Here is a 24,123-nt window from a genome sequence, read left to right as displayed (position 1 = left end):
GTCAAGGGTGCCGATCGGCACGTACGGGACGGCTGCGAGAGGTCGTCGTCATGGTTGAGGAACTGCTGGCCGCCGGTGTCGCCGCCGCAGGCGCCGGGCTCGTCTACGTCGGGGCGGCCGCACGGGTCGTCAAACAGTACGAACGCGGCGTCCTCTTCCGGCTCGGCCGTCTCACCGGAGACGTACGGCCGCCCGGTTTCACGCTGGTGGTCCCGTTCGTGGACCGCCTGCACAAGGTCAACATGCAGATCGTCACCCTGCCGATCCCGGCCCAGGAGGGCATCACCCGGGACAACGTGACCGTGCGCGTGGACGCCGTCGTCTACTTCAAGGTCGTCGACGCGGCGAACGCGATCATCCAGGTCGAGGACTACCGGTTCGCGGTCTCCCAGATGGCGCAGACCTCGCTGCGCTCCATCATCGGCAAGAGCGACCTGGACGATCTGCTGTCCAACCGGGAGCAGCTCAACCAGGGGCTGGAGCTGATGATCGACAGCCCGGCCATAGGGTGGGGCGTCCAGATCGACCGGGTCGAGATCAAGGACGTGTCCCTGCCGGACACCATGAAGCGCTCGATGGCCCGGCAGGCGGAGGCCGACCGGGAGCGCCGGGCCCGGATCATCAACGCGGACGCCGAGTTGCAGGCCTCGAAGAAGCTCGCGGAGGCCGCCGGAGTGATGTCCGAACAGCCCGCCGCACTCCAACTCCGGCTGCTCCAGACCGTGGTGGCGGTCGCCGCCGAGAAGAACTCCACGCTCGTCCTGCCCTTCCCCGTGGAGCTGCTCCGCTTCCTCGAACGGGCGCAGACCCAGCAACCGCCGCCAGGCGGGTCACCCGGCTGAGGCACGCTACGGGCGTGGTTCCCGAGGCCCGTGCGGCGTGATACACACAGCAAGGTCACAGTCCTGTCCGCCAGCAGGAAGGCCGACCCCATGTCCGCATTCGGCACCCCCGAACTCGACGGCCCCTCAACCGATGTTCCCCCCACCGCAGTTGACGGCTCTCTCGCCTCCCGACGCCAGATCCTCGCCCGCACCGGCGCCCTCGGTGCTGGTATCGCCTTCACCGGAGCCCTCTCCGAACTCTTCGCCGGTACCGCCGCCGCCCAGGAGCTGGGGCACTCCGGCTACGGCCCGCTGATCCCCGACCCGAAGCGCCTGCTCGACCTGCCGAAAGGTTTCCGCTACCGGGTCCTGTCCCGTGAGGGCGACGCCCTGCGCTCCGGTGAGGGCCCGGTCCCCTCCAACCACGACGGCATGTCCGCCTTCGCGGGCCGGCACGGCCGCGTCCATCTGGTCCGCAACCACGAGAACCGCGTCACCGGCAGAGTTCCGGTCCCGACGGTCAGGGGCCTCACCTACGACCCCATGGGCAAGGGCGGCTGCACGTCCCTCACCCTCGACCGGGACGGCGACGTCATCGGCGAGCGGGTCGCCATCGCCGGTACGGCCGTCAACTGCGCGGGCGGGCCCACCCCTTGGGGCACCTGGCTGACCTGCGAGGAGACCGAGGACAAGGCCGGCACCAACGGCTACACCAAGGACCACGGCTTCATCTTCGAGGTCGACGGGGCCGACCCGCACCGCACCGGCGCCGTCCCACTCACGGCGATGGGCCGCTTCCAGCACGAGGCGATCGCCGTCGACCCGAAGAGCGGCATCGTCTACGAGACCGAGGACGCCTTCCTCAAGCCCTTCGGCCTCTTCTACCGCTTCCTGCCCAAGAGGCCTCTGGGCGGGGTCGGTTCACTGCGCGCGGGCGGCCGGCTCCAGGCGATGCGGGTGCCGGGCGTACCCGACCTCTCCTCGATCCAGGAGACGGGTGCCACCTTCGACGGCGTCGAGTGGGTGGACGTACCGGACCCGCAGGCCGCCCAGACCCCCGTCCGGCTCCAGGACTTCGGCCGGAAGGGCATCACGCACGCGCAGAAGCTGGAGGGCTGCTACTGGGGCGGGCGGTGCGTGTACTTCGTGTCGTCGTTCGCCCACGCGAGCGAGGGCTCGGCGGCCACCCACTTCGGCCAGATCTGGCGCTACGACCCGGCCGCGCGCCGCCTCACCCTGGTCATCGTGTTCGGCCCGGACACGGACGTCCAGCTGCCCGGCGAGTCACCGGACAACATCTGTCTCGCCCCCAGCGGTGGTCTGATGGTGTGCGAGGACGGGAACGGCGCCCAGCACGTGTACGGCGTGACGCGCGGGGGCGAGGTGTACGCGATGGCCCGCAACGCCCAGAACATCGGCACCGAAAGCGCGCCCGAGTGGGGCGAGTTCGCGGGCGTCACCTTCTCCCCCGACGGCAGGACGATGTACGTCAACTGCTACGCGCCCGGGACGACCTTCGCGGTGCGGGGCCCCTGGAAGCGGTAGCGGGTGCCCCCTGAACGGGACATGGCGGGCAGGCCATTAACCTGTCCGCCATGAACGTACCGGGGGACGTGGTCGACGGCAGGTTCGAGCTGCTGGAGCGGCTCGGCAGTGGCGGAATGGGCACGGTGTGGCGGGCCCGCGACGCCGTGCTGCACCGCGAGGTCGCACTGAAGGCGGTACGGGTACTGCACGACCCGGCCACGTCCGACGTCGTGCGGGAGCGGGTGATGCGCGAGGCCCGGGCGCTCGCCCGGCTCAGCCACCCGCAGGTCGTCACGGTCCACCAGATCATCGACGACGACCCGCAGCCCTGGATCGTCATGGAGCTGGTGCCCGGCGTCTCCCTCGACAAGCGCCTGGAAGCCGGCCCGCTGACGCCGGTGGAGGCGGCGCGGATCGGCGGCCAGGTACTGGACGCGCTGCGCGCGGCGCACGCGGCGGGCGTCCAGCACCGGGACGTGAAACCGGCGAACATCCTCCTGCGTGAGGACGGGAGCGCGGTCCTCACCGACTTCGGGATCGCCGCGCTCCAGGGCGCGACGGCCCTGACGATGACCGGCGAGCTCATCGGCTCCCCCGAGTACATCGCCCCGGAACGCATCCGTGGCCCCTCCGACGACCCGGCCGCCGACCTGTGGTCCCTGGGAATCGTGCTGTACGTGTGCGTGGAGGGTGTGAGCCCCCTGCGCCGCGAGACCTCGCTCACGACTCTGGCCGCCGTCCTGGAGTCCGAGGTCCCGCCGCCGTCCCGCTCGGGCGCGCTGGCCCCCGTACTCGAAGCGCTGCTCGACCGGGACCCGGCGGCACGTCCCGAGGCGGGCCGGCTGGCGGAGATGCTGGCGCGGGTGGCGGCGGGCGGAACGGCCGGTTCCGTTCAGCGGACGCTGACGGAGCCCCTGCCAGTGGCTGCGGGCCGCGGGCCGGAATCCGGGGAGACAGCGTCGTACACCGCGTCCGTGGCGACCGCCGCGGACCGGCGCGAGGACGGCCGGCGCCCCGGACGGTCGCCGTCCCGCCGTAAGCGGATCGCCGTGTCGGCCGTGCTCGCGGTCGCCGTCGCCGTCGCCGCCGTCCTTCTCGCCCCGCGCCTCCTCGACGGGGACGGGTCGAACGGTGACTCGGACCGGGCGTCCGGCACGAGCACCTCGCCGCCGCCCTCGGCCACCCCGCCCGCCGTGACCGAGCGCTGGATCGCCCAGCTCCACTCCGAGCCGGTCGACTCCGGGACCGCCGCACGGGACGCACAGCTCGCCAAGGTCAGGGAGTCGGTGCCGGAGGCGGTGTTCGTGCGCAGCGACGCGTACGCCTCCCTGCGGCCCGGCTACTGGGTGATCTACGCTCCCGGCCCCTTCGCCGACGGCCGGGCCGCGCTGTCCTTCTGCGGCGAGCGCGGCCTGACGACCCCGGACACCTGTGTGGGCCGCTACCTGAGCACCAGCGCCACCGACTTCGCCGACCTGTGCCGACCGCCCGCCGACAAGCCCACGGGGCGGTGCACACGCGGTTAGCCCGACGGCTGGCGCACCCCGCTCCCGCGTCGCAGGATCGAGGGACCGGACCGGAAGAGGTGCCCCATGGCCGAGAAGGGCTCGAAACGGGACTCCAGGAAACACACGGAGGACGCCCGGAGCACGCTGGGTGAGCTGCTGCGCGTACCGGGCGGGGAGCGTGTGGACCTCGGCGCGTACGACGCCGGGGCCACTCCGGGCGGCCCGGACGGCAAGGCGGCCGGGCTCGCCGCCACCGCCCTGCTCGGCGAACGGCTCGCGGACCTCCAGGAGCGGCTGTGGGCGGCCGGTTCGGCGGGCGACCGTCGCCGGCTGCTGCTCGTCCTGCAGGGCATGGACACCAGCGGCAAGGGCGGCACGGTCAAACACGTCATCGGCCTGTTCAACCCGTCCGGCTGCCGCATCAGCGCGTTCAAGGCACCCAGCCACGAGGAACTGGGCCACTCCTTCCTCTGGCGCATCAAAAGGGCCCTTCCCCAGCCCAGCGAGATCGGCATCTTCGACCGCTCGCACTACGAGGACGTCCTGATCGCCCGCGTCCGCGAACTCGCCTCCCGGGCCCAGCTCACCAGCCGCTACAGCCAGATCAACGGCTTCGAGAAGTCCCTCGCCGAGGACGGCGTGACCGTCGTGAAGTGCTTCCTGCACATCTCCTACGACCAGCAGCGGCGCCGGCTCCTGGAACGTCTGGACAACCCCGACAAGCACTGGAAGTTCAACGTCGGCGACATCGAGGAGCGCGCGCTGTGGCCCGCCTACCAGGAGGCGTACGAGATCGCCCTGGAGCGGTGTTCGAGCGCAGCGCCCTGGTACCTGATCCCGGCGGACCGCAAGTGGTACCGCAACTGGGCGATCAGCCAATTGCTGCTGGAGCACCTGGAGGCGCTGGACCCGCAGTACCCGAAGGCGGACTTCGACGTGGCCGAGGCCAGACGGCGCCTGCTCGCCACCTAGCCGACCGATCACGAACGCGGAGCCGGCTCGGGGCGCGGCCAGGCGGGTGACATCCGCGCGGCTCGCCTCCCGACGGCCCACCGGGCAACCCGGGCATTTCTACCTTCATGTGATGATCAGTCCCGTACGACGAGTCGCCATCGCCTGGGTCCTCGGCGCCGCGCTCTCCACCCTCGCCGCCTGTGGCACCGCCCCGGTCCCCGAGCGGGCCCAGCGGCCACCCGAGGTCCCGTCCGCCGTCCCTTCCCGTCCGCCGACCCTCGCGCCCGGGCCCGCGGGTCTGACCCCCGTGTTCCGGAACGGCCCGCGTACCGCTCCGGGCAAGGCCGTCGCCCTCACCTTCGACGCCGACATGACCGCCGGGCAGGGCGACCGGGCGGCGCGGGGCGAGCGGTTCGACAATCCCCCGCTCATCGCCACGCTGCGGGCGCTGAAGGTGCCGGCGACCGTGTTCATGACGGGCCGGTGGGCCGAGGAGTACCCGGACCAGGCCCGCTCCGTCGGACGGGACCCCCTCTTCGAGGTCGCCAACCACTCGTACAGCCACTACGCCTTCACCGGGGACTGCTACGGGTTGCCGACCATCGCCGGCGCGGCCTCCGGCTCCGCCGCCGAGGACCGGATGCGGGCCGACGTCGAGCGGGCCTACACCGCCTTCCGGGCCGCCGGGGTGACCGGGGCCATGCCCTACTTCCGCTTTCCCGGCGGGTGCTACGACCGGCGGGCGCTGCGCGCGCTGGGTACGGCCGGGGTCACCGCCGTGCAGTGGGACGTGGTCAGCGGGGACGCCTTCGCGACGGACGCCGACGCCGTGGCCCGGGAGGTGCTGGACCGGGTGCGGCCCGGGTCGGTCGTCGTCATGCACTGCACGCGCAGCGCCGCCCCGGCGACCGAGCGGGCCGTCCGCACGATCGTGCCCGCGCTGCGCGACCGGGGCTTCCGGTTCGTGAAGGTGTCCGAACTGATCGGAGCCGCGGCCGGCCGGCGGTGACCGGATTACGCTGGTGCCATGAGCGACGAACACGAGGGCGAGGGCGGCGGGCAGCCGTACGCGGAGTGCGTGCTGTGCCGGGAGCCGACCGAGTACCCGAGGGCGCGGAAGGGCATCACGCTCTGCCCGGTGTGCGAATGGCAGGAGGCGCAGCGCTCGGCCTGCTCAGGGTGAGCGGCGTGAGGTGAGCGCGCAGGCCACGGCGGTCGCCGTCACCGTGAGCAGGGCCGCCGCGGCCAGCGGCAGCAGGGGGACGGGGATCGTGCCCGAGCGCGAGCCGGTCACCAGGGACGTGATCGCCGCCTTGGCCGGAGAGCCGGTCACCACCATCGCGAGCAGCGCGCCGAGCATCATCGCGGGCACCGCCCTGCCGGGTGAGCGCAGCAGCGGCCAGGTCGTGAGCGCGCCGACGGCCGTGCCGAGCAGGGCGCACGCCAGGGCGGCGAGCAGCCCGGCTCCACCGGCCGGGAGGGGCTCCACCCGGGTGTGGTGATCGGCGCTCGCCGGGTCGCTGATCAGGGTCACCAGGACGGTCGCGGCAGTGCCGAGGGCCGCCGACGCGGTCAGTGCGACCAGAAGACAGGCGAGGTGCGCCCGTCCGGGGCCGACGGCCGCGGCCACGGCGGCGCGGGCGGCGGGCGGTTCGTTGGCCGCGCAGATCCGCACCAGCCAGGCGGCCACCGGCAGGAGGGCCGCCGCCGCGTACCCGAGCGAGTCCAGCACCGGCTGCCCGCCCTGGACGCCGACGCCGAGGAACACCGCGTAGAGGATGAACGGTGGCAGCCAGCGCTGCGAGCGCACGAGCAGGGCTGCCTGGTAGCGCAGAAGGGCGGTCATCGGCGGCTCTCGTCGGTACCGGCGGGCGTTCTGGTCCTGCCGGCGGTCTCCGGTTCCACGCTCAGCACGTGCCAGGGCGGGCGGGCCGTGAGGAGGGCGCGCAGGACGACGTCCGAGTGGGTGCCGGGGACGCGGAGCCGGTGGCAGCCCGGCGTCCCTGCCTCCCCGCTGGACGTCGCCCACCGCAGCACCTCGGGCGGGGGCTGTGCGCCCGGCGGGCCCTGGGCCTCGACGACCAGGTGCGGACCGGAGGTCTCCGGTGAACCGGCTTGTGCCGTACGGCGGTCGAGGCCGCCGTCGATCACGGTGTACGTCGCGTCGGGCGCCCCCGCGAGGCGGCCCGGGTCGTGGTCGACGAACACCACCGAGGCGCCGGACGCGGTGCGTTCGGCGACGACCCGCTCCAACTCGCCCCGGGCGGCGGCGTCGAGGCCCGTCCACGCCTCGTCGAGGACGAGCAGTTCCGGGTCGGCGAGAAGGGCCTGCGCGACGGCGACCTTCTGGCTGCTGCCCTTCGACAGCCGCGCCATGGGTGTGCGGGCGTACGCGGCTGCGCCGAGCCGCTCCAGCCACTCGTCGGCGGCACCGGCGGCGGCCGTACGGGAGAGTCCGTGCACGGCGCCGAGATGCGTGAGGTAGCCGTGCGCGGTGAAGGGGAGCGCCGAGGGGAACCGTTCGGGGACGTACGCGGTGCGGGGGCGGCCCGTGATCCCGCCCTCGGTGGGGGCGTCGATGCCGGCGAGCACGCGCAGGAGGGTGGACTTGCCGGTGCCGTTGGCGCCGTCCACGCGGGTGAGGGTCCCGGGGGCCAGCTCCAGGTCCACGCCGCGCAGCACCCAGGGGCCGCGTATGCCGTAGCGGCGGCCCACACCGTCCAGCCGGAGCGTGTGTCGCATGCGGTCCCCGTTCCCTCTCCCCCGGAAGAGCCGATCTTCCGCCTGGCAGACTGAAGGACGTGACCAATGACCCGGCCGTTCCCGGCGACAGCCCTTTTCGCTCCGAGCGTTCACCTCGCGACGAGGCCCCTCAGTTCGTCCTCCCCCTCGTCGCCCGGATCGAGAAGGCCGCGCCGCCCGCTCGTACCGACGCGCTGGAGACCGCCGCCCGGGCCGTTCTCGTGATCCTCGGGGACGACCGGTCGGCCGGGGACGGGGAGTGGGCGCAGGCCATGCTGGACTGGCAGGACGCCCGGATCCGCAAGGTCGTGCGGCGGGCGCGCGGGGCCGAGTGGCGGCGGGCCGAGGCGCTGCCCGGCATCACGGTCACCGGCAAGTCGGCCGAGGTACGGGTCTTCCCGCCCGTGCCGCTGGACGGCTGGCCCAAGGATCTGGCCCGGCTCCAGGTCTCCGGCACCGACCTGGACGATCCGGAGCCGCCGCTTCCGCCGGACCCGTCGGTGCCCGTCCTCTGGCTGAACCCGGAGCTGGACATGTCGGCGGGCAAGGCGATGGCCCAGACAGGGCACGGCGCCCAGCTGGCGTGGTGGGAACTGTCGGACGAGGCTCGCGCGGCCTGGCGCGACGCGGGTTTCCCGCTCGCCGTCCGCACGGCGGAGCCGGACCGGTGGCGCGAACTGACCTCCGGCGGGCTCCCGTTGGTCCGTGATGCCGGTTTCACGGAGATCGCGCCCGGCTCGGCGACGGTGGTCGCGGACCATCGTCCCCTGGGTCACACAGGGTTCAAACATCTTCGTTGAACATCCACGGGTCCCGGCCCGTACCTTCTGTCGCTGGCCACGTAACACCTGCCCAACGACCAGTTGGTTCCCCCGGGAGGCTCCTTTGCCGCGCTTCAACCACTCGGCCCTCGTCATCGCGGCCCTGACCACGACCATCGCCGCTGTCTCGTTCCCCGTGTGGTCGTACGCCGACCGCTCCGGCACCGGAGTGTCCAATATGGCCGCCGGCACGGTGAACACACAGTGGGGGCCGCTGACGGCCTCCGACCGCGACCTGATCGTGCGCGTACGTCTGGCCGGGCTCTGGGAGCTGCCCGCCGCGGAGAAGGCGATGGCACGCTCCAGCAGCGCCACCGTCAAGGACGCGGCGGACCACCTGCTGGTGGGTCACACCGACCTCGACGAGCGGGTGCGCAAGGTCGCGGCCCAGCTCAATGTCGAACTGCCGAACCAGCCGAACGAACAGCAGCAGGGTTTCCTGGCGCAGATGGACGCGGCTCAGGACGGGGAGGCCTTCGACCGGACCTGGGCGAACCTCCTGCGGTCCGCGCACGGCAAGATCTTCAATCCCATCGCCGTAGTGCGGAACAACACCCGCAACACGCTCGTGCGTCAGCTGGCGACGGACACCAACCAGACCGTGCTCGACCACATCACGATGCTGGAGAAGACCGGCCAGGTCGACTTCGACGGCATCGCGAACGGCACGATCTGACACGTGTCGGCGTAGCGGGCCCAGGCTTCGGCCCCAGCCCGCTCGCCGGAACGTCCCGATACGCTCACGTATCTCCCTCACTGGCCAAGTAACAGTCCCCAACGACCAGTTGGGTTCCTCCCGGGAGGCTCCTTTGCCCCGCTTGAACGGCTCGCTCCTCGTCGGCCTGGCAATCGTCGGCACGATCGGCGCGCTCGCGTACCCCGTCGTCTACTCGTACCCTCACCGTGACGACGCCGCGAAGACCGCTGCCGCCGCGCTCACCGGGGAGACGGTGAACACGCAGTGGGGACCGCTGACCCCGCTCGACCGCAGCCTGATCGTGCGCGTGCGCCTTGCCGGACTGTGGGAGCTGCCGGCGGGGCAGCAGGCGATGCAGCGGTCGAGCAGTCCGGCCGTCAAGGAAGCGGCGCAGCACCTGATCACGGGTCACAACGACCTCGACAAGCGAGCCCGGACCATCTCCGCGCAGCTCAACGTCCCGCTGCCCAGCGTGCCGAACGAACAGCAGCAGGGCTTCCTGAAGCAGATGACGGAGGCCTCCGCCGCCGACTACGACAAGGTCTGGGCGAACCTCCTGCGGACCGCGCACGGCAAGATCCTGCCGGACATCGCGACGGTGCGGAACATCACCCGCAACTCGCTGGTGCGCCAGTTGTGCTCGGACACCAACCAGACGGTGCTCGACCACATCACGATCCTGGAGAAGACCGGCCAGATCGACTTCGAGACCATCGCCGAGGGAGCCGCCGGCCCGAGCGCCAGCCCGACCGGCCCGCCGCCGCCGGTCGCCGGAGTGGTGCCGCCCGACTCGCCCGCGGTGACCGGCAACACCCCCGGCAAGTCGAAGCCGTCGCCGACGACACCGGGCGTGGTCAACACCAACCGGCCGGAGGCGAAGGACCCCAACACCGTCACGCAGGGCGGGTAGGCGGCCGGAGGACGACGGGCGGGCGAAAGCTCAAATGTTGCTCTGAAGATCCCCGCTCAGGGGTTCGACCGGGAGGACGGGGGCCATCACTCCGTGGGCCGGGACGGTCGGAGAAGGAGACACACGATGAAGCGACTGGGGCGCCTGGGCACGGGCATCGGGTGGCGGCCGGAGATCGCGGACGCCGTGGAGGCCATGCCAGGCATCGACTGGGTCGAGGCCGTGGCCGAGAACCTCTGCCCCGGCCATCTCCCCGAGTCGCTGTTGCGGCTGCGCGAGCGCGGCGTGACGGTCGTCCCGCACGGTGTCTCCCTCGGCCTCGGCGGCGCCGACCGGCCCGCCGAGGACCGGCTCACCGCGCTCGCCGAGCGGGCCGGGGCGCTGGGCTCGCCCCTGGTCACCGAGCACATCGCGTTCGTCCGGGCGGGCGGCCCGCTGACCGCGTCCCCGCTGCTGGAGGCCGGGCACCTGCTGCCCGTGCCCCGCACCCGGGACGCGCTCGACGTGCTGTGCGAGAACGTCCGCATCGCGCAGTCCGCGCTGCCGGTGCCCCTCGCGGTCGAGAACATCGCCGCGCTCATCGCCTGGCCGGACGACGAGCTCACGGAGGGCCAGTTCCTGTACGAGCTGGCGGACCGGACCGGCGTACGTCTCCTCGTCGACGTCGCCAACCTGCACACCAACCACGTCAACCGGGGCGAGGACCCGGTGAAGGCCCTGGCCGAGCTGCCGGTCGAGGCCATCGCGTACGTCCATGTCGCGGGCGGCTTCGAACGGGACGGCGTCTGGCACGACAGCCACGCCCACCCGGTCCCGGACGCCGTTCTCGACATCCTCGCCGACCTCGCCTCCCGGGTCGCGCCGCCCGGAGTCCTGCTGGAGCGGGACGACAACTTCCCCGACGCGGTCGAGCTGGAGCGGGAGCTGGACACGATCCGGCGGACACTGAAGCGGGCTGCCGGGGTGGAGCCGGCCGCTGTGCGGCGGACCGCTTCCGTGACCGCGCCAACGGCAACGACAACCACGGCAGCGGCGACGGCGGAAGCGCCCGTGGCCGACGGCCTCCCCGACTCCACCCCGGCCCGCCAGCGCGTCGCCCTCGCGCAGACCGCGCTGCTGTCCGCGCTAGTCGCCGGGACGCCCGTGCCGGAGGGGTTCGACCGGGTGCGGCTCGGGGTGCAGTCGCGGGCGCTCGGAGCGAAGCGGGCCGACGTCGTGGCGAAGGTCGCGCCGGAGCTGCCCGAGATCCTCGGGGCGGAGTACCGGCCCGCCTTCCTGGCATACGCCCACGGGCACCCCATGTCCGACGGCTACCGGCGCGACGCGCTGGACTTCGCCGCGCACCTGCTGTTCGACGGGCAGCCCGAGACGCCCGGGAGCACGGAGAGCCGGCGGCTGCTGCGCGAGTGGTGGCTCGACCGTTCGGGCCCGGCCCCGCGCTCCCGGCGCCCCACAGCCCGGCTGGCCCGGGCCACCCGACGCGTGCTCCTGCGCCGCTGACGCGCGGGGTCACCGAGCGACGAACGTCACTCCCCCCGCGTACGCCGTCCCCCCGCCACCGCGGGACGGGCACCTCCCCCTCAACCCCCGCAAACTGTGCGGGGGTTAATAGGGCCCACCATTTCATGGCACTTCGCCATATGAATCGCGGGTATTTGACCCCTTATGCGCAGAGCCGACGCTCCGTCATCCGGCGTCCGCGCCCTCCCCCGCAGGCGTCCTCGCCCGTACCGCGGTCGGCGTAGGGGTCGCAGTACGATGCCAACTCCGTGCCCGAAGCGCATTAGCGTGCGGTGCCGCGACAGGAGGCAAGGCACCATGCGATCCAACCGACGTTCCGGTCTCGGCGGTACCGGACTCATCGTCGCCGGGCTGACGGCGACCCTCGTGGCGCTGGTCTTCCCGGTCTGGTCGTACACGGACCGTTCAGGTACCGGTGTGGACGTGCTCAACGCGCAGACCGTGTCGACGCGGTTCGGTCCGCTGTCGGCGCTCGACCGCGACTTCCTCACCAAGGTCCGGCTGGCGGGACTGTGGGAACTGCCCGCCGGCCAGCAGGCCCAGTTGCGCGCCACCACCGAGTCCGTACGGATCGCGGGCCGGCACCTGATCGAGGGCCACACGTTTCTCGACGAGCGGGTCCGGGACGTCGCGTCACGGCTCGGGCTCGTCCTGCCGGACCAGCCGAGCGACCAGCAGCGCGAGTGGCTCAGCACCATGGACGCGGCCCAGGGCGAGGACTTCGACCGCGAGTTCGCCAACCTGCTGCGGATGGCGCACGGCAAGGTGTTCTCCGTCGTCGCGCAGGTCCGCGCGAGCACCCGCAACTCCCTGGTCCGTACGCTCGCCGACGACGCGAACAAGACCGTGCTCGACCACATCCAGGTCCTGGAGGCCACCGGGTACGTCGACTTCGACGCCCTCGCGAACGGTATGGCCGCCGCGAGCACCCCGCCGCTCACCAACTCCCCGGCCCCGCCCGGCCCGACGTCCGGCCCCGTGTCGGCCGTACCCGTGACGCCCACACCGGTCGTGACCTATCCGCTGCCTCCTCCGGCGACCAGCCCGCCGCCGGAGGCCGGGGAGGTCGTGGACCTCCCGGAACCTGCGGAGCCTTCGGAGCCTTTGAAAGAGTCCTGAATCGGCCACCGCGCATACGTCGCGTACCGGCCATACCTCGTCCATATCCTGAAAGCCCATGGCGTTTCCGGCACCCTTCGCATAGAACAACGGCATGTTCTGGTCCTTCCTCCTGCTGCTGGCCTGGATCGCCGCCGGTACGGCGTGCGTCCGGCTGTGTCTGGCCGCCGTGCACGCGGCTGCCGCCGACCCGGACGCGGGACCCGGCGGACGCGGGCGTGACCTGACGCTGTACGAGGCCGCGTTCCTGTCCGGCGGACCGGCGCGGGTCGCCGATCTCACGCTGGTGTCGATGGCCCGGCAACGGCGGCTGCTGCTCGCCCACACCGGCTGGGCGACCGTCGTGGATCCGAGCGGGCGCGACGAGATGGAACGGTCGGTGATCGGCGCGATCGGGCCGGAGGGGCAGTCGCGTATCGCCCCGGTACGGACGGCCGCGGCGGGCACGGAGGCCGTACGGGGGCTCGCGGACCGGCTCGTCGCGGCGGGCCTGGCGGTGCCCGACGGCGCCCGGCGCGGGGTCGCGTTCGCCGTCCGTCAGGTGCGGGCCGCAGCGCTGGCCGTCGTCGCCCTGGGCGCGGTGGCGCTGGTGCTGCCGGGGCGGGGCAGCGTGCCGCGCGACCTGGTCGCCCTCTGGTTCGCGCTCCCTCTGGTCCTCACCCTGAGCTGCCTCGCCGTCGCCCGGATCGAGGTCCACCCGTACTCGCGCTGGGCGTCACCGGCCGGGCAACGCCTCCTCACCGCACTGACCCGCCGGACCAGGACCACGGCCCCGTACGGCGCCGGCGACGAACGCACGTACCTCACCTCGGTCGCCGTACTGGGGGTCCGCGCGGTCGACGAGCCCGATCTGCGCGCCGCCTTCGCGCACCGGGAGCCCCAGGACATCCTGCGCGAACGGCTGCGCTGACCCGACTGCCGCACTGTCCCCGGCGCCCCAGGGGTGTGCGGGGGGCGCACAGGAGTGCTCGTGGCGACACCGGGCGGCCGGTGCTTGCCTTCGTCGACCGCCGCCCGAAACATCCCTTCTGTTGCCACCGAAGGGATACGCGATGCGAGCTGCCGCCCTCTACTCGGCTGCCGGGTCCTTGCTGCTGACCACTCTGGCCGCCGCTCCGGCGGACAGCGCCCCGGGCCTGCCCGGCCGCCCGGGAGGCCCCGGGTCGGCGGAGTTCCGGGGTTCCGTGCTGGCCGCCGCGCGCGCCGGGGCGGCCGGAATCCGCTTCGGCGAGTGCCCGGCGGCGGAGGAACTCCCGGACAGTGTGCGGTGCGGGACCGTCACCGTGCCGCTCGACTACGCGCACCCCGACGGCAAGCAGATCAAACTCACCGTCAGCCGGACGGAGGCGACCGGCAAGAACCCGCGCGACCCCGAGCACAAGGTGGAGCGCCAGGGCGCCCTCGTCTACAACCCGGGCGGCCCCGGCGCCTCCGGGATGTTCTTCCCGATGATCGGCGTCATCCCGGAGTGGAAGCGCATCGCGGGCGCGTACGACCTGGTCGGGTACGCCCCGCGCGGGGTGGCCCGGTCGGCGCCGCTGTCATGCAAGGACCCGAAGCACTTCTTCAAGGGGCCCACGCAGGCGCCGGTGCATCCTTCGGAGTCGTACAAGAGGGAGCGCGTCGCCGAGGCGAAGGCGTACGCGCGCGGGTGCGCCGAACGTTCGGGCGACGCGCTGCGCCACTACCACTCCCTCAACAACGCCCGTGACCTGGACGTCCTGCGGGCCGCGCTCGGCGAGGACCGGCTGACGTTCATGGGTGCCTCGTACGGCACCTACTTCGGGGCGCTGTACGCGACGCTGTTCCCGTCGCACGTACGGCGGATGGTGTTCGACTCGGTGGTGAACCCCGACCCGGGCCAGATCTGGTACCGCAACAACCTCGACCAGTCGACCGCGTTCGAGAGCCGCTGGGCGGACTTCCGGGCCTGGACCGCCCGGCACGACGACGTGTACGGACTCGGCGCCACACCGGCGGCGGTGCTGCGGAGCTACGAGAAGGCGGCGGCGCGACTCGCCGCCGAGCCGGCCGGCGGGAAGGTGGGCCCTGGCCAGTTGCAGGGCGCGTTCCTGCAGGCCGGGTACTACGACGACTACTGGCCGCACCGCGCCCACGCCCTGTCCGCCTACCTCAAGGGCGATCCGCAGCCGCTGATCGACCAGGCGGCGCCGGTGACGGAAGCGGCCGTCGAGGCGGAGAACGGCAACGCGGTCTACACGGCCGTCGAGTGCAACGACGCGCCCTGGCCGACGAGTTGGCAGGTCTGGGACCGGGACAACACGCGGCTCGCGCGCACGGCGCCGTTCGAGACCTGGGACAACGCGTGGATGAACCTGCCGTGCGCCTTCTGGCAGGCGCCCCGGCAGACGCCCCTCGATGTGCGGACCGGGCCGGGCGACCTGCCGCCGGTGCTGATCCTGGCGGCCGAACGGGACGCGGCGACGCCGTACGCGGGCGCCCTCGAACTGCGGCGCCGGCTGCCCGGCTCGGCCCTGGTGACGGAGCGGGGCGCGGGCACGCACGGCATCGCGGGCGGCCCGAACCGGTGCGTCAACGACTACCTGGACGCCTATCTGCTGGCGGGCCGCCTGCCGGGCCGGAGCGCGGACTGCGCCCCGCACGCTGAGCCGCGGCCCGCGGCCCGGGTCGACCGCTCCCAGAAGGAAAAGGCCGCCCGGGCATCCTGAGGTAGGCGCGTGCCGTCAGGCGAGACCGGCGATCAGCTCACCGATCTCCTTACGACGGCCCGTGTAGAACGGGACCTCTTCGCGGACGTGCATACGGGCCTCGGAGGCGCGCAGGTGGCGCATGAGGTCGACGATGCGGTACAGCTCGTCGGCCTCGAAGGCCAGCAGCCACTCGTAGTCGCCGAGGGAGAACGAGGCGACCGTGTTGGCGCGCACGTCCGGGTAGCCGCGGGCCATCTTGCCGTGGTCGGCGAGCATCCGGCGGCGGTCCTCGTCGGGCAGCAGGTACCAGTCGTAGGAGCGCACGAACGGGTAGACGCTGATGTAGTTCCGGGGCGTCTCGTCGGCCAGGAACGCGGGGATGTGCGAGCGGTTGAACTCGGCGGGGCGGTGCAGCGCCATGTTCGACCACACCGGCTCCAGCGCGCGGCCCAGCTTGGTGCGGCGGAAGAGGTTGTACGCCTCCTGGAGCTGGTCCGCGGTCTCGGCGTGCCACCAGATCATCAGGTCGGCGTCGGCGCGCAGCCCCGACACGTCGTACGTGCCGCGGACGGTCACGTCCTTCGCGGCGAGCTGGTCGAAGAGCTCCTGGACCTCGTCGCCGTAGCCCGTGCGGTCCTCGGGCAGGACGTCCTTCAGCTTGAAGACGGACCACAGGGTGTAGCGGATGACCTCGTTGAGGTCCTTGGCCAGCTTGCCCTTGTTCGGGATGCGGGCCGCGTCGGTGGTGGGGGCGTCGTCACTCATGTGCCTATTCTCCCGCTCCGTCGGACGCGCTTCGCACCGGGCCCGCCTCCAGGGCGTCCACCGCCGCGTACGCGCTCGCGATGCAGGCGGGGATGCCGACCCCGTCGTATGCGGCGCCGCACACGGCGAGGCCGGGGAGCTTGGCGATGTGTTCGCGGATGCGGTCCACGCGCGCGTGGTGGCCGACGGGGTACTGGGGCAGGCCGTCGTCCCAGCGGGTGACGCGGGTCTCGACGGGGGCCGCCGTCAGTCCGGTCGCCCCCTTGAGGTCGTGGCGGGAGACGTCCACCAGGTCGGCGTCCGGGCGCTGGAGGATCTCCGTCTCGGCGTACCGCCCGACGGAGGTCCGCAGGACCAGCAGGTCCGGGTTCTCCTCGGCGATCCAGCCCCACTTCTGGGAGGCGAACGTCGACGCCTTGATGGTGCGTCCGTCGACGGGCGGCACCAGGAAGCCGCTGCCCTCGGGGAGGGTGATGTCGGCGCGGCGGTAGGCCAGGGTGATCAGGGCCATCGAGGCGTACTCCACGCCTGCGAGTTCGGCCGCGACGGCCGGTGCCTCGGCGCGGAGGAGTCCGGCGGCCACCGGGGTGGGTACGGCGACGACCACCCCGTCGGCGTCGAGGATCCGTTCCCCGGCGACCACCCGCCACCCCGCCGCTGTCCCCGCTGTCGCCGCTGTCCTGCGCAGCTCGGTCACGGGTGCCCCGGTGACGATCTCGCCGCCCCGCGCGCGCACCGACTCCGCGACGGCGAGCGGCAGTTGGCCCACGCCTCCCTGGATGCCCATGAAGACCGGCCCGCCCTGCTGGGGGGCGGCGGCCATCCGGGCCTGGATACCGCGCACGCCCTCGGTCAGGGACGCGTGTGTCCTGGCCACCTCGAAGAGCTGGGGTACGGCCGAGCGCATCGAGATGCGGTACGCGTCGCCCGCGTAGACCCCGCCCAGCAGCGGCTCGACCAGTCGGTCGACGACCTCGCGGCCCAGGCGCGCGGCGACGAACTCCCCCACCGCCACGTCGTCCCCGACCTCCGTGCGCGGCAGGTCGGCGTCGCGCCCGATCCGGGCCAGCCCCTCGTCGGAGAGAACACCGGCCAGTGCGGAGGCGCTGCCGGGGACGCCCATGACGTGTCCCTTGGGCATGGGCCGCAGGGCGCCCCGGGTCCAGATCGAGGCGGTGGAGGTGGCGGGCGGCTGGAGGCGGTCGTCGAGGCCCACCTCGCGGGCCAGCGCGATGGCTTCGGGTCTGCGGGCGAGCATCGACTCGGCGCCGAGGTCGACCCGCGCGCCCGCGATCTCGCCGGGCAGCAGCTTGCCGCCGACGCGGCCGGACGCCTCCAGGACGGTCACTCCGACGCCCCGGTCCAGCAGCCGGTGGGCTGCGGCCAGACCCGCGATCCCGCCTCCGATGACGACGACATGCCCGGCACCCGCACGGGCCTCCACTGCGCTCATGCGACCACCTTCTCAGACCCCACTGACACTCCCGTCGGCGCACGGCCGCCCAGGTGTCCGGCGCGAGTCCCGACCGTGACCTCTTCGGGACCGGGACAGGCCAACGTCCTGGCCCCTTCGTGCGTCGAAGGAGCGTCAGTCGTGCACCACGACGTCCCAAGACGGTCCAGAACCGTCCAAGACGGCGCACGAAGGCCCAATGACAGCCCTCGGGGGGAATTCGCAACATGAACACCTTGCGCACAAGCCGTACACGTCCCGTTCAGGCCCTGGCGGGCATCCTTCTCGTCGCGTCCCTCGCGCTCGCCGGTTGCAGCGGCGGCGCCGACGACGCCAGCAGCAGCAGTGACGGGGCCGCCGCCGCGAGAGGAGCGGACTCCGGCGCCCTGGAAGACCAGGCCGCGTCCGAGAGCAAGCCCGGCGGCAAGGGCGGCGGCGCCCAGGCCAGTACCGCGCCCCAGGCGGCCACCGGCCCGCACATCATCCGTACCGTCTCGGTGTCCGTGCAGGTCAAGAACGTACCGAAGGCACTGGCCAAGGTTCGTGCCACCGCGGAGAACGTCGGCGGGTTCGTCGGCAGCGAGACGACGACCCTGGACGAGGAGGAGGGCGCCGAGAACACCGACGTCGTCCTGCGGGTGCCCGTCGCCGAGTACGAGCGGGTACTCGACGCCCTGGAAGGCACCGGCAAGCTTCTGCACCGGGAGGCGAAGGCGACGGACGTCACCGACCAGGTCGTCGACGTGGAGAGCCGCATCACCACCCAGCGCGCCAGTGTGAACCGCATCCGGGAGCTGATGGACAGGGCCACCAAACTCGCCGACGTGGTCACCCTGGAGGGCGAGTTGAGCAGCCGTCAGGCCGATCTGGAGTCACTGCTCGCCCGCCAGGCCTCCCTGAAGGACCGCACCTCCCTGGCCACGATCAACGTCTCCCTGTCGGAGAACCCGGCCGAGGAGTCCGACAAGGACGACGACCCGGGTGTCCTGGACGCCCTCGCGGGCGGCTGGAACGCGTTCGTGTCGATGCTGCGCTGGATCGTGGTGGCCCTCGCCGCGGTGCTGCCGTTCGCCGCGGTGGCGGCCCTGCTGGTGTTCGTCTGGCTGCGTCTCACCCGAGCCCGCCGGCAGCACCCCGTCCCGGCGACGGCCACGGACCCGGCGCCGGCGGCCTCCCTGCCGACCGCTCCCCCGGCACGGCCCGACGGACCGCACCAGGACTGAAATGCGGGGCCCCCGTAGCGTGTTCGCATGAGCATGAGCGATGGCCGTACGAACGACACGAAGCGTGGGACCGAGCGCCTGGTGGTGATCGGCGGCGACGCGGCGGGCATGTCCGCCGCGTCGCAGGCCCGCCGGCTGAAGACGCCCGGCGAACTGGAGATCGTGGCGTTCGAGCGCGGCAACTTCACCTCCTACTCGGCGTGCGGCATCCCCTACTGGGTGAGCGGCGACGTCCCGGAGCGGGACCGGCTGATCGCCCGCTCGGCGGAGGAGCACCGGGCCCGCGACATCGACCTGCGCATGCGTACGGAGGTCACGGAGATCGACGTTCCCGGCGGCCGGGTACGCGCGCGTGACCTGGAATCGGGCGCCGAGTCGTGGACGTCGTACGACAAACTGGTGATCGCCACCGGCGCTCGTCCGATCCGCCCCTCACTGCCGGGTGTCGACGCCCCCGGGGTGCACGGCGTACAGACCCTGGACGACGGCCAGGCGCTCCTGGACACCCTGACCACGGTCGAGGGCCGCCGCGCGGTCGTCGTCGGCGCGGGCTATATCGGCGTGGAGATGGCCGAGGCGCTCATCAAGCGCGGCTACGAGGTGACGGTCCTCAACCGCAGCGAGGAACCCATGTCCACGCTCGACCCGGACATGGGCCGTCTGGTGCACGACGCGATGGAGGGCCTGGGCATCACCATGGTGAACGACGCCGAGGTCACCAAGCTGCTCACCGGCGACGACGGCCGGGTCCGCGCGGTCGCCACTCAGGACGCCGAGTACCCGGCGGACGTGGTCGTGCTGGGCATCGGCGTCCGCCCCGAGACGACGCTCGCACGGGCGGCGGGGCTCCCCGTGGGCGCCCACGGCGGGCTCCTCACCGACCTGGCGATGCGGGTGCGCGGCCACGAGAACATCTGGGCGGGTGGCGACTGTGTCGAGGTCCTGGACCTCGTCTCCGGCCAGGAACGGCACATCCCCCTCGGCACGCACGCCAACAAGCACGGCCAGGTCATCGGGGCGAACGCGGGCGGCGGCTACGCCACGTTCCCCGGTGTCGTCGGCACCGCCGTGAGCAAGGTCTGCGACCTGGAGATCGCCCGCACCGGCCTGCGCGAGAAGGACGCGCACCAGGCCGGATTCCGGTTCACATCGGTCACCATCGAGTCGACGAACCGGGCGGGCTACTACCCCGGCGCTGCCCTGATGACGGTGAAGATGCTCGCCGAGCACCGCACAGGCCGCCTTCTCGGCGTCCAGATCGTCGGCCGCGAGGGCGCGGCGAAGCGGGTGGACATCGCCGCGGTGGCCCTCACAGCAGGCATGACGGTCGAACAGATGACAGCCCTGGACCTGGGCTACGCCCCACCGTTCTCCCCGGTCTGGGACCCCATCCTGGTAGCCGCGAGAAAGGCGAGCACAGCGGTACGCAAGAGCACTTCTTAACGAGGGCTCAGGTCACCCCCTAGGGGCGCGGGGAACTGCGCGACAAGCCACAACGGACCCGCACCCGGCAGCCAACAAGCACCCAGATACCCCTACGCCGTCCCGTTGATCCGGTCAATCGCCTGGCGCGCCTGCTCCCCCGGCGGCCGGGACGGCAACGCCGACACGGACGCCGACGCCGAAACAGACGGCGCCTGCTGCGCCTGGGCCGGCTTCGCGTGGGCACCCAGCCCACTGGACCTCAGCCGATGACTCACCGCCTCGTCGAGCGACACCGGCCGCTGCATCTGCGTGGCCAGCCGCCCCGCCTCCTGGCCGAGGCGGGCCACGTCCTCCCAGGGCAGGTGGACCACCAGTGCGAGTTCGGCCTCTCCGTTCGGCAGCGCCTGTACCGACTGCAGCGGAGGAGTAACTCGGTCGTTCATCGCCTGTTCCTCACGTCGTCCCCGCGACCCGCCTTCGTCGTGCCGCGGACGTTGAGGACAGATACGGACACACGGACAGCCGCGTTCACCGATTCGAGAGACGCATCGCGGGCAGTACTTCCTTGTGGTCATCCCCGTCCATGACGTGAACCCCGCAAGCCGGACCCCTTGGGTCACGTACGCGCTGATCGCCGCCAACGTTCTCGTGTTCCTCTCCATGCCCGGTACAGCGGGCTCGGTGACGGGCGAGAGCGGCCTGGCGCAGCTGTGCCATCTCCAGGCCTTCCTGGACCAGTACGCCGCTGTCCCCCAGGAGTTGATCCACCACCAACTGCCCCGTCTCGTCCCGACGGGCGAGGTCGGGATCGGCAGCGGAGGGCCGGGCTGTGTGATCGGTCCGCCCGGCTACGACAAGTCCCCGGCGCTCTCCGTGTTCACGGCGATGTTCCTGCACGGCGGCTGGCTGCACCTGCTGGGCAACATGCTGTTCCTGCTGATCTTCGGCAACAACATCGAGGACCGCATGGGGCACATCCGCTTCGCGCTCTTCTACGTCGCCTGCGGCTACGCGGCGTCCTACGGGTTCGCCCTCGCGAACTCCGATTCGAGCGACCCCCTGATCGGCGCCTCCGGGGCCATCGCCGGTGTCCTGGGCGCCTACCTGGTGCTGTATCCGAAGGCCCGGGTGTGGGTCCTCGTACCGTTCCTCGTCTTCCTGCCGCTGCGGCTGCCGGCCTGGCTGGTGCTGGGCTTCTGGTTCGCGCTGCAGGCGGTGTACTCGTCCGGCGAGGGCGTCACAAAGGCCGGCACCGTGGCGTACGCGGCCCACGTCGTCGGCTTCCTCGCGGGCATGCTGCTCGCCTGGCCGCTCAAGGCAGGCACCCCGCAGCCGCCGGAACCACGCGGCCTGCTGTGGGGCAGGCGGGCCCGGCCGGGCCTGTAGGGACAGCCGGGTCCAGGTCGGTGGGTGCGATCGTCACGCCGACCGGTTCCGGCGTTGGGCGCCCAGACGGGCGTGGTGGGCGATGGAGCGGTCGTCGTCGCGGGGCCGGGCAGCGCCGGGCCCCTGTCGGCGACGACCGGAACGCTCGTGGCCATGACGGCTCCCCCGACCGGCACGCCTCCTCTGACGCGCGGCACCAATTCACCTGCTGGGCGAGTCCTACGCCGGGCGCGCGCCGCGCTCCGGACAGGTCCCGACCTCTCGGGGGTGACCGGTGGCCGTTGGTAGCCTCTCCCGTGATCGGGCGCCGTCGCCGGAGGCAGCGGCGAGTGGCCCCGCCCGGGCCGCGAGGACAGGACGGATGTGAATACCAGCGACCCTGTCGCCGCGCCTCGTACGCGGTCGGCGCGGGAAAGCCGCCGCATACGGATCCGGGCCGGACTCGGTCTCGCCCTGCTCCCCGTCTCCTTCGTACTCGGCGCCCTGATCTGGCTCTACCGCGCGGACCAGTACGCCCATGCGGGCGCCGACCGGACCACCCACTGGCCACTGGGGCTGGCGTTCTTCACCGCCTCCGGACTTCTCGGCCTGATGGCGTTGGGCCTGCCCCGACGATGGCTCGTGTGGCTGCAACTGCTCCTGCTGCTGCCGGCCATGGCACTGCTCGCCTTCTGACAGACCCGGCCGGACCGGCTTCGGCGCTCAGCGAGCCGTGTTCGTGTGGACGTACTCCACGAGGCGCGTCAGGGCGTCCGGGGGCGTGTTCGGCATGACGCCGTGGCCGAGGTTGAAGATGTGGCCCTCCAGGCCCTTCGCGGAGTCGAGGACCTCGCGGGTCTTCGCCTCGACGGCCTCCGTGGAGGCGAACAGGACCGTGGGGTCGAGGTTGCCCTGGAGCGCCTTGCCGGGGCCGACGCGACGGGCGGCCTCGTCGAGCGGGACGCGCCAGTCGACGCCCATGACATCCACGCCGGCCTCGCTCATCGGGGTGAGCAGCTCGCCGGTGCCGACACCGAAGTGGATGCGCGGCACGCCGTACCCCTCGACGGCCTTGAAGACCTTCTCGGAGGCGGGGAGCACCGAGCGGCGGTAGTCGACCGGGGCGAGGGCGCCGGCCCAGGAGTCGAACAGCTGGACGGCACTGGCACCCGCCTCGATCTGGACCTTGAGGAAGGCGGCCGTGATGTCGGCGAGGCGGTCGAGGAGGTCGGCCCAGAGCTGCGGGTCGCCGTACATGATCGCCTTGGCGTTCTCATACGTCCGGGAGGGGCCGCCCTCGACGAGGTAGCTCGCGAGGGTGAAGGGCGCGCCGGCGAAGCCGATCAGCGGGGTGGAGCCGAGCTCGCGGGTGAGCAGACCGATGGCCTCGGTGACGTACGGGACGTCCTCGGGGGTGAGGTCGCGGAGCTGGGCGAGGTCCGCGCGGGTGCGGATCGGCTTCTCGACGACCGGGCCGACGCCGGGCTTGATGTCGAGGTCGACACCGATGGCCTTGAGCGGGACGACGATGTCGCTGAAGTAGATCGCCGCGTCCACGTTGTGCCGGCGCACCGGCTGGAGGGTGATCTCGGTGACCAGTTCGGGCCGGGTGCAGGACTCCAGCATGGGGATGCCCTCGCGGACCTTGCGGTACTCGGGCAGGGAGCGCCCGGCCTGCCGCATGAACCACACAGGTGTGTGCGGCACCGGCTCGCGTCTGCACGCCTTGAGGAAGGCGGAATCCTGCACGGCGTCGTTCTTGACGGCGGCGGACGTCGCTGTCGGCTGCTGGCCCGCGGGGCTCTGGTTCGCGCTCACGAGCTGAAGTCTCGCACGCCCCACCGACAGTCCCGCGAACAGCCCTGTCGGGCGGCTCCTACCGCACTGTGGTCCGTTCCACGGGTGTCTGTCCCCGCACGGAGGCTCCGTTCCCCTTAATCTTCCCCGCATGGCTGCGGCACAGGGACGACTGTCGGACGGCGCTGGCGAAATGGACGACGCGAAGGAGGGGGACCGGGATGGGGAGACGGCTCCGTTGCCCTTCCGGGCCGCCGTCGACGCGTTGCGGTCCGCGCGGCTGAGGCCGCAGATCGAGATCGAGCCGACGCGGGCGCCCCAGCGCCTCGCGCCGTTCGCGTACGCCCTGGAGGCGGCGGTCGTCGACGGCGAGGAGGATCTGGCCGACGGCCGGCTCGTTCTGCTGCACGACCCGGCCGGGCACGACGCCTGGCAGGGCTCCTTCCGGCTGGTGACGCTGGTGCGCGCCGAGCTGGAGCCCGAGATGGCCGCCGACCCGCTGCTGCCCGACGTGTGCTGGTCCTGGCTGACCGGGGCGCTCCAGGCGCGCGGACTGTCGTACGGCGAGGCCAGCGGCACGGTCACGCGCGCGAGTTCGCACTACTTCGGCGGGATGTCGGAGCGGCCGGCCGCGTCCCAGATCGAGATCCGCGCCTCCTGGACGCCGCGCGAGGGCCTGGGCGGTGTCCCGGACACCGCGTCCCACCTGGCCTCCTGGTGCGACCTGCTGGCCCAGATCGCGGGCCTGCCGCCGGCCGGCCCCGGGGACGCGTCGGTGGTGACGCTCCCTCAGCGACGGG

The 24,123-nt window shown here is 72.4% G+C and carries 24 protein-coding genes; 18 read left to right on the top strand and 6 right to left on the bottom strand.

Going from position 1 to position 24,123, the window contains the following annotated elements; all coding sequences use genetic code 11:
* Nucleotides 1-50 precede the first annotated feature (50 nt).
* From STRTUCAR8_RS30670 to STRTUCAR8_RS53530, 6 genes are all read left to right on the top strand, one after another.
* Entirely contained in the window at nt 51-842 is a 792-nt protein-coding gene (locus STRTUCAR8_RS30670) for a slipin family protein (RefSeq protein ID WP_006380017.1), read from the top strand.
* 90 nt (nt 843-932) lie between these two features.
* A complete protein-coding gene (locus STRTUCAR8_RS30665) occupies nt 933-2,369 on the top strand; it encodes an alkaline phosphatase PhoX (protein ID WP_006380007.1) in 1,437 nt (478 codons plus the stop codon).
* A 50-nt stretch (nt 2,370-2,419) separates the two neighbouring features.
* Nucleotides 2,420-3,877 carry a serine/threonine-protein kinase gene (locus STRTUCAR8_RS30660; RefSeq protein WP_006380010.1) on the top strand — a complete coding sequence of 486 codons (1,458 nt, stop codon included), beginning with the start codon at nt 2,420-2,422 and terminating at the stop codon, nt 3,875-3,877.
* Nucleotides 3,878-3,943: 66 nt separating this feature from the next.
* Nucleotides 3,944-4,831, top strand: coding sequence for a PPK2 family polyphosphate kinase (locus STRTUCAR8_RS30655; protein WP_006380011.1), 888 nt, complete (start codon nt 3,944-3,946; stop codon nt 4,829-4,831).
* Between the two features lie 112 nt (nt 4,832-4,943).
* Nucleotides 4,944-5,822 (top strand): polysaccharide deacetylase family protein, encoded by an 879-nt coding sequence (locus STRTUCAR8_RS30650; protein WP_044473183.1) that lies wholly within the window; start codon nt 4,944-4,946, stop codon nt 5,820-5,822.
* 18 nt (nt 5,823-5,840) lie between these two features.
* The gene (locus tag STRTUCAR8_RS53530) at nt 5,841-5,996 is read left to right on the top strand and encodes a hypothetical protein (RefSeq protein ID WP_006380005.1); all 156 of its coding nucleotides are present in this window, start codon (nt 5,841-5,843) and stop codon (nt 5,994-5,996) included.
* Here the strand turns inward: STRTUCAR8_RS53530 and STRTUCAR8_RS30645 are convergent.
* Together STRTUCAR8_RS30645 and STRTUCAR8_RS30640 are read right to left on the bottom strand one after the other, a co-directional pair.
* The gene (locus tag STRTUCAR8_RS30645) at nt 5,988-6,659 is read right to left on the bottom strand and encodes a hypothetical protein (RefSeq protein WP_006380012.1); all 672 of its coding nucleotides are present in this window, start codon (nt 6,657-6,659) and stop codon (nt 5,988-5,990) included. The two genes, STRTUCAR8_RS53530 and STRTUCAR8_RS30645, sit on opposite strands and share 9 nt — an antisense overlap.
* Nucleotides 6,656-7,555 (bottom strand): ABC transporter ATP-binding protein, encoded by a 900-nt coding sequence (locus STRTUCAR8_RS30640; RefSeq protein ID WP_006380002.1) that lies wholly within the window; start codon nt 7,553-7,555, stop codon nt 6,656-6,658. The genes STRTUCAR8_RS30645 and STRTUCAR8_RS30640 overlap by 4 nt, the downstream gene beginning before the upstream one ends.
* Before the next feature lie 59 nt (nt 7,556-7,614).
* Between STRTUCAR8_RS30640 and STRTUCAR8_RS30635 the strand changes: the two genes are divergently transcribed.
* From STRTUCAR8_RS30635 to STRTUCAR8_RS30605, 7 genes are all read left to right on the top strand, one after another.
* Entirely contained in the window at nt 7,615-8,355 is a 741-nt protein-coding gene (locus tag STRTUCAR8_RS30635) for an aminoacyl-tRNA hydrolase (RefSeq protein WP_006380021.1), read from the top strand.
* A gap of 85 nt (nt 8,356-8,440) precedes the next feature.
* Nucleotides 8,441-9,052 carry a DUF4142 domain-containing protein gene (locus STRTUCAR8_RS30630; RefSeq protein WP_006380025.1) on the top strand — a complete coding sequence of 204 codons (612 nt, stop codon included), beginning with the start codon at nt 8,441-8,443 and terminating at the stop codon, nt 9,050-9,052.
* Between the two features lie 133 nt (nt 9,053-9,185).
* A complete protein-coding gene (locus tag STRTUCAR8_RS30625; RefSeq protein WP_006380026.1) occupies nt 9,186-9,983 on the top strand; it encodes a DUF4142 domain-containing protein in 798 nt (265 codons plus the stop codon).
* Nucleotides 9,984-10,109: 126 nt separating this feature from the next.
* Entirely contained in the window at nt 10,110-11,483 is a 1,374-nt protein-coding gene (locus STRTUCAR8_RS30620; protein ID WP_006380023.1) for an MbnB/TglH/ChrH family RiPP precursor modification enzyme, read from the top strand.
* A gap of 318 nt (nt 11,484-11,801) precedes the next feature.
* Complete coding sequence (locus tag STRTUCAR8_RS30615; RefSeq protein ID WP_006380006.1) at nt 11,802-12,623, top strand: DUF4142 domain-containing protein; 822 nt, start codon at nt 11,802-11,804, stop codon at nt 12,621-12,623.
* Between the two features lie 94 nt (nt 12,624-12,717).
* Nucleotides 12,718-13,533 carry a TIGR04222 domain-containing membrane protein gene (locus tag STRTUCAR8_RS30610; RefSeq protein WP_006380015.1) on the top strand — a complete coding sequence of 272 codons (816 nt, stop codon included), beginning with the start codon at nt 12,718-12,720 and terminating at the stop codon, nt 13,531-13,533.
* 142 nt (nt 13,534-13,675) lie between these two features.
* On the top strand, nt 13,676-15,313 hold the full coding sequence (locus STRTUCAR8_RS30605; RefSeq protein ID WP_006380016.1) for an alpha/beta hydrolase: 1,638 nt from the start codon (nt 13,676-13,678) through the stop codon (nt 15,311-15,313).
* 15 nt (nt 15,314-15,328) lie between these two features.
* Here STRTUCAR8_RS30605 and hemQ read toward each other — a convergent pair whose 3' ends face one another.
* Both hemQ and hemG read right to left on the bottom strand, forming a co-directional pair.
* Nucleotides 15,329-16,060 (bottom strand): hydrogen peroxide-dependent heme synthase, encoded by a 732-nt coding sequence (gene hemQ / locus STRTUCAR8_RS30600; RefSeq protein WP_006380024.1) that lies wholly within the window; start codon nt 16,058-16,060, stop codon nt 15,329-15,331.
* 4 nt (nt 16,061-16,064) lie between these two features.
* Complete coding sequence (gene hemG, locus STRTUCAR8_RS30595; protein ID WP_044473182.1) at nt 16,065-17,513, bottom strand: protoporphyrinogen oxidase; 1,449 nt, start codon at nt 17,511-17,513, stop codon at nt 16,065-16,067.
* Between the two features lie 227 nt (nt 17,514-17,740).
* Here hemG and STRTUCAR8_RS30590 point away from each other — a divergent pair, with 227 nt between their 5' ends.
* The gene (locus tag STRTUCAR8_RS30590) at nt 17,741-18,736 is read left to right on the top strand and encodes a DUF4349 domain-containing protein (RefSeq protein WP_006380027.1); all 996 of its coding nucleotides are present in this window, start codon (nt 17,741-17,743) and stop codon (nt 18,734-18,736) included.
* Nucleotides 18,737-18,763: 27 nt separating this feature from the next.
* Nucleotides 18,764-20,179: an FAD-dependent oxidoreductase gene (locus tag STRTUCAR8_RS30585; RefSeq protein WP_006380004.1), complete on the top strand. Its 1,416-nt coding sequence runs from the start codon at nt 18,764-18,766 to the stop codon at nt 20,177-20,179.
* Nucleotides 20,180-20,271: 92 nt separating this feature from the next.
* Here STRTUCAR8_RS30585 and STRTUCAR8_RS30580 read toward each other — a convergent pair whose 3' ends face one another.
* Complete coding sequence (locus STRTUCAR8_RS30580; protein WP_006380009.1) at nt 20,272-20,604, bottom strand: hypothetical protein; 333 nt, start codon at nt 20,602-20,604, stop codon at nt 20,272-20,274.
* 124 nt (nt 20,605-20,728) lie between these two features.
* Between STRTUCAR8_RS30580 and STRTUCAR8_RS30575 the strand changes: the two genes are divergently transcribed.
* Both STRTUCAR8_RS30575 and STRTUCAR8_RS30570 read left to right on the top strand, forming a co-directional pair.
* A complete protein-coding gene (locus STRTUCAR8_RS30575; RefSeq protein ID WP_006380022.1) occupies nt 20,729-21,547 on the top strand; it encodes a rhomboid family intramembrane serine protease in 819 nt (272 codons plus the stop codon).
* Between the two features lie 363 nt (nt 21,548-21,910).
* Nucleotides 21,911-22,222 (top strand): hypothetical protein, encoded by a 312-nt coding sequence (locus tag STRTUCAR8_RS30570; protein ID WP_006380020.1) that lies wholly within the window; start codon nt 21,911-21,913, stop codon nt 22,220-22,222.
* A 27-nt stretch (nt 22,223-22,249) separates the two neighbouring features.
* Here the strand turns inward: STRTUCAR8_RS30570 and hemE are convergent, their stop codons facing one another.
* A complete protein-coding gene (hemE, locus tag STRTUCAR8_RS30565) occupies nt 22,250-23,344 on the bottom strand; it encodes a uroporphyrinogen decarboxylase (RefSeq protein ID WP_044473181.1) in 1,095 nt (364 codons plus the stop codon).
* Between the two features lie 130 nt (nt 23,345-23,474).
* Here hemE and STRTUCAR8_RS30560 point away from each other — a divergent pair.
* A partial coding sequence (locus STRTUCAR8_RS30560; RefSeq protein WP_078507375.1) for a DUF3000 domain-containing protein occupies nt 23,475-24,123 on the top strand: 649 nt, incomplete at its 3' end.

The sequence above is a fragment of the Streptomyces turgidiscabies Car8 genome, assembly GCF_000331005.1.
Taxonomy (GTDB): Bacteria; Actinomycetota; Actinomycetes; order Streptomycetales; family Streptomycetaceae; genus Streptomyces; species Streptomyces turgidiscabies.
The sequence above is the reverse complement of the archived record's forward strand: the minus strand, read 5'-3'. Positions and strand labels throughout refer to the sequence as shown.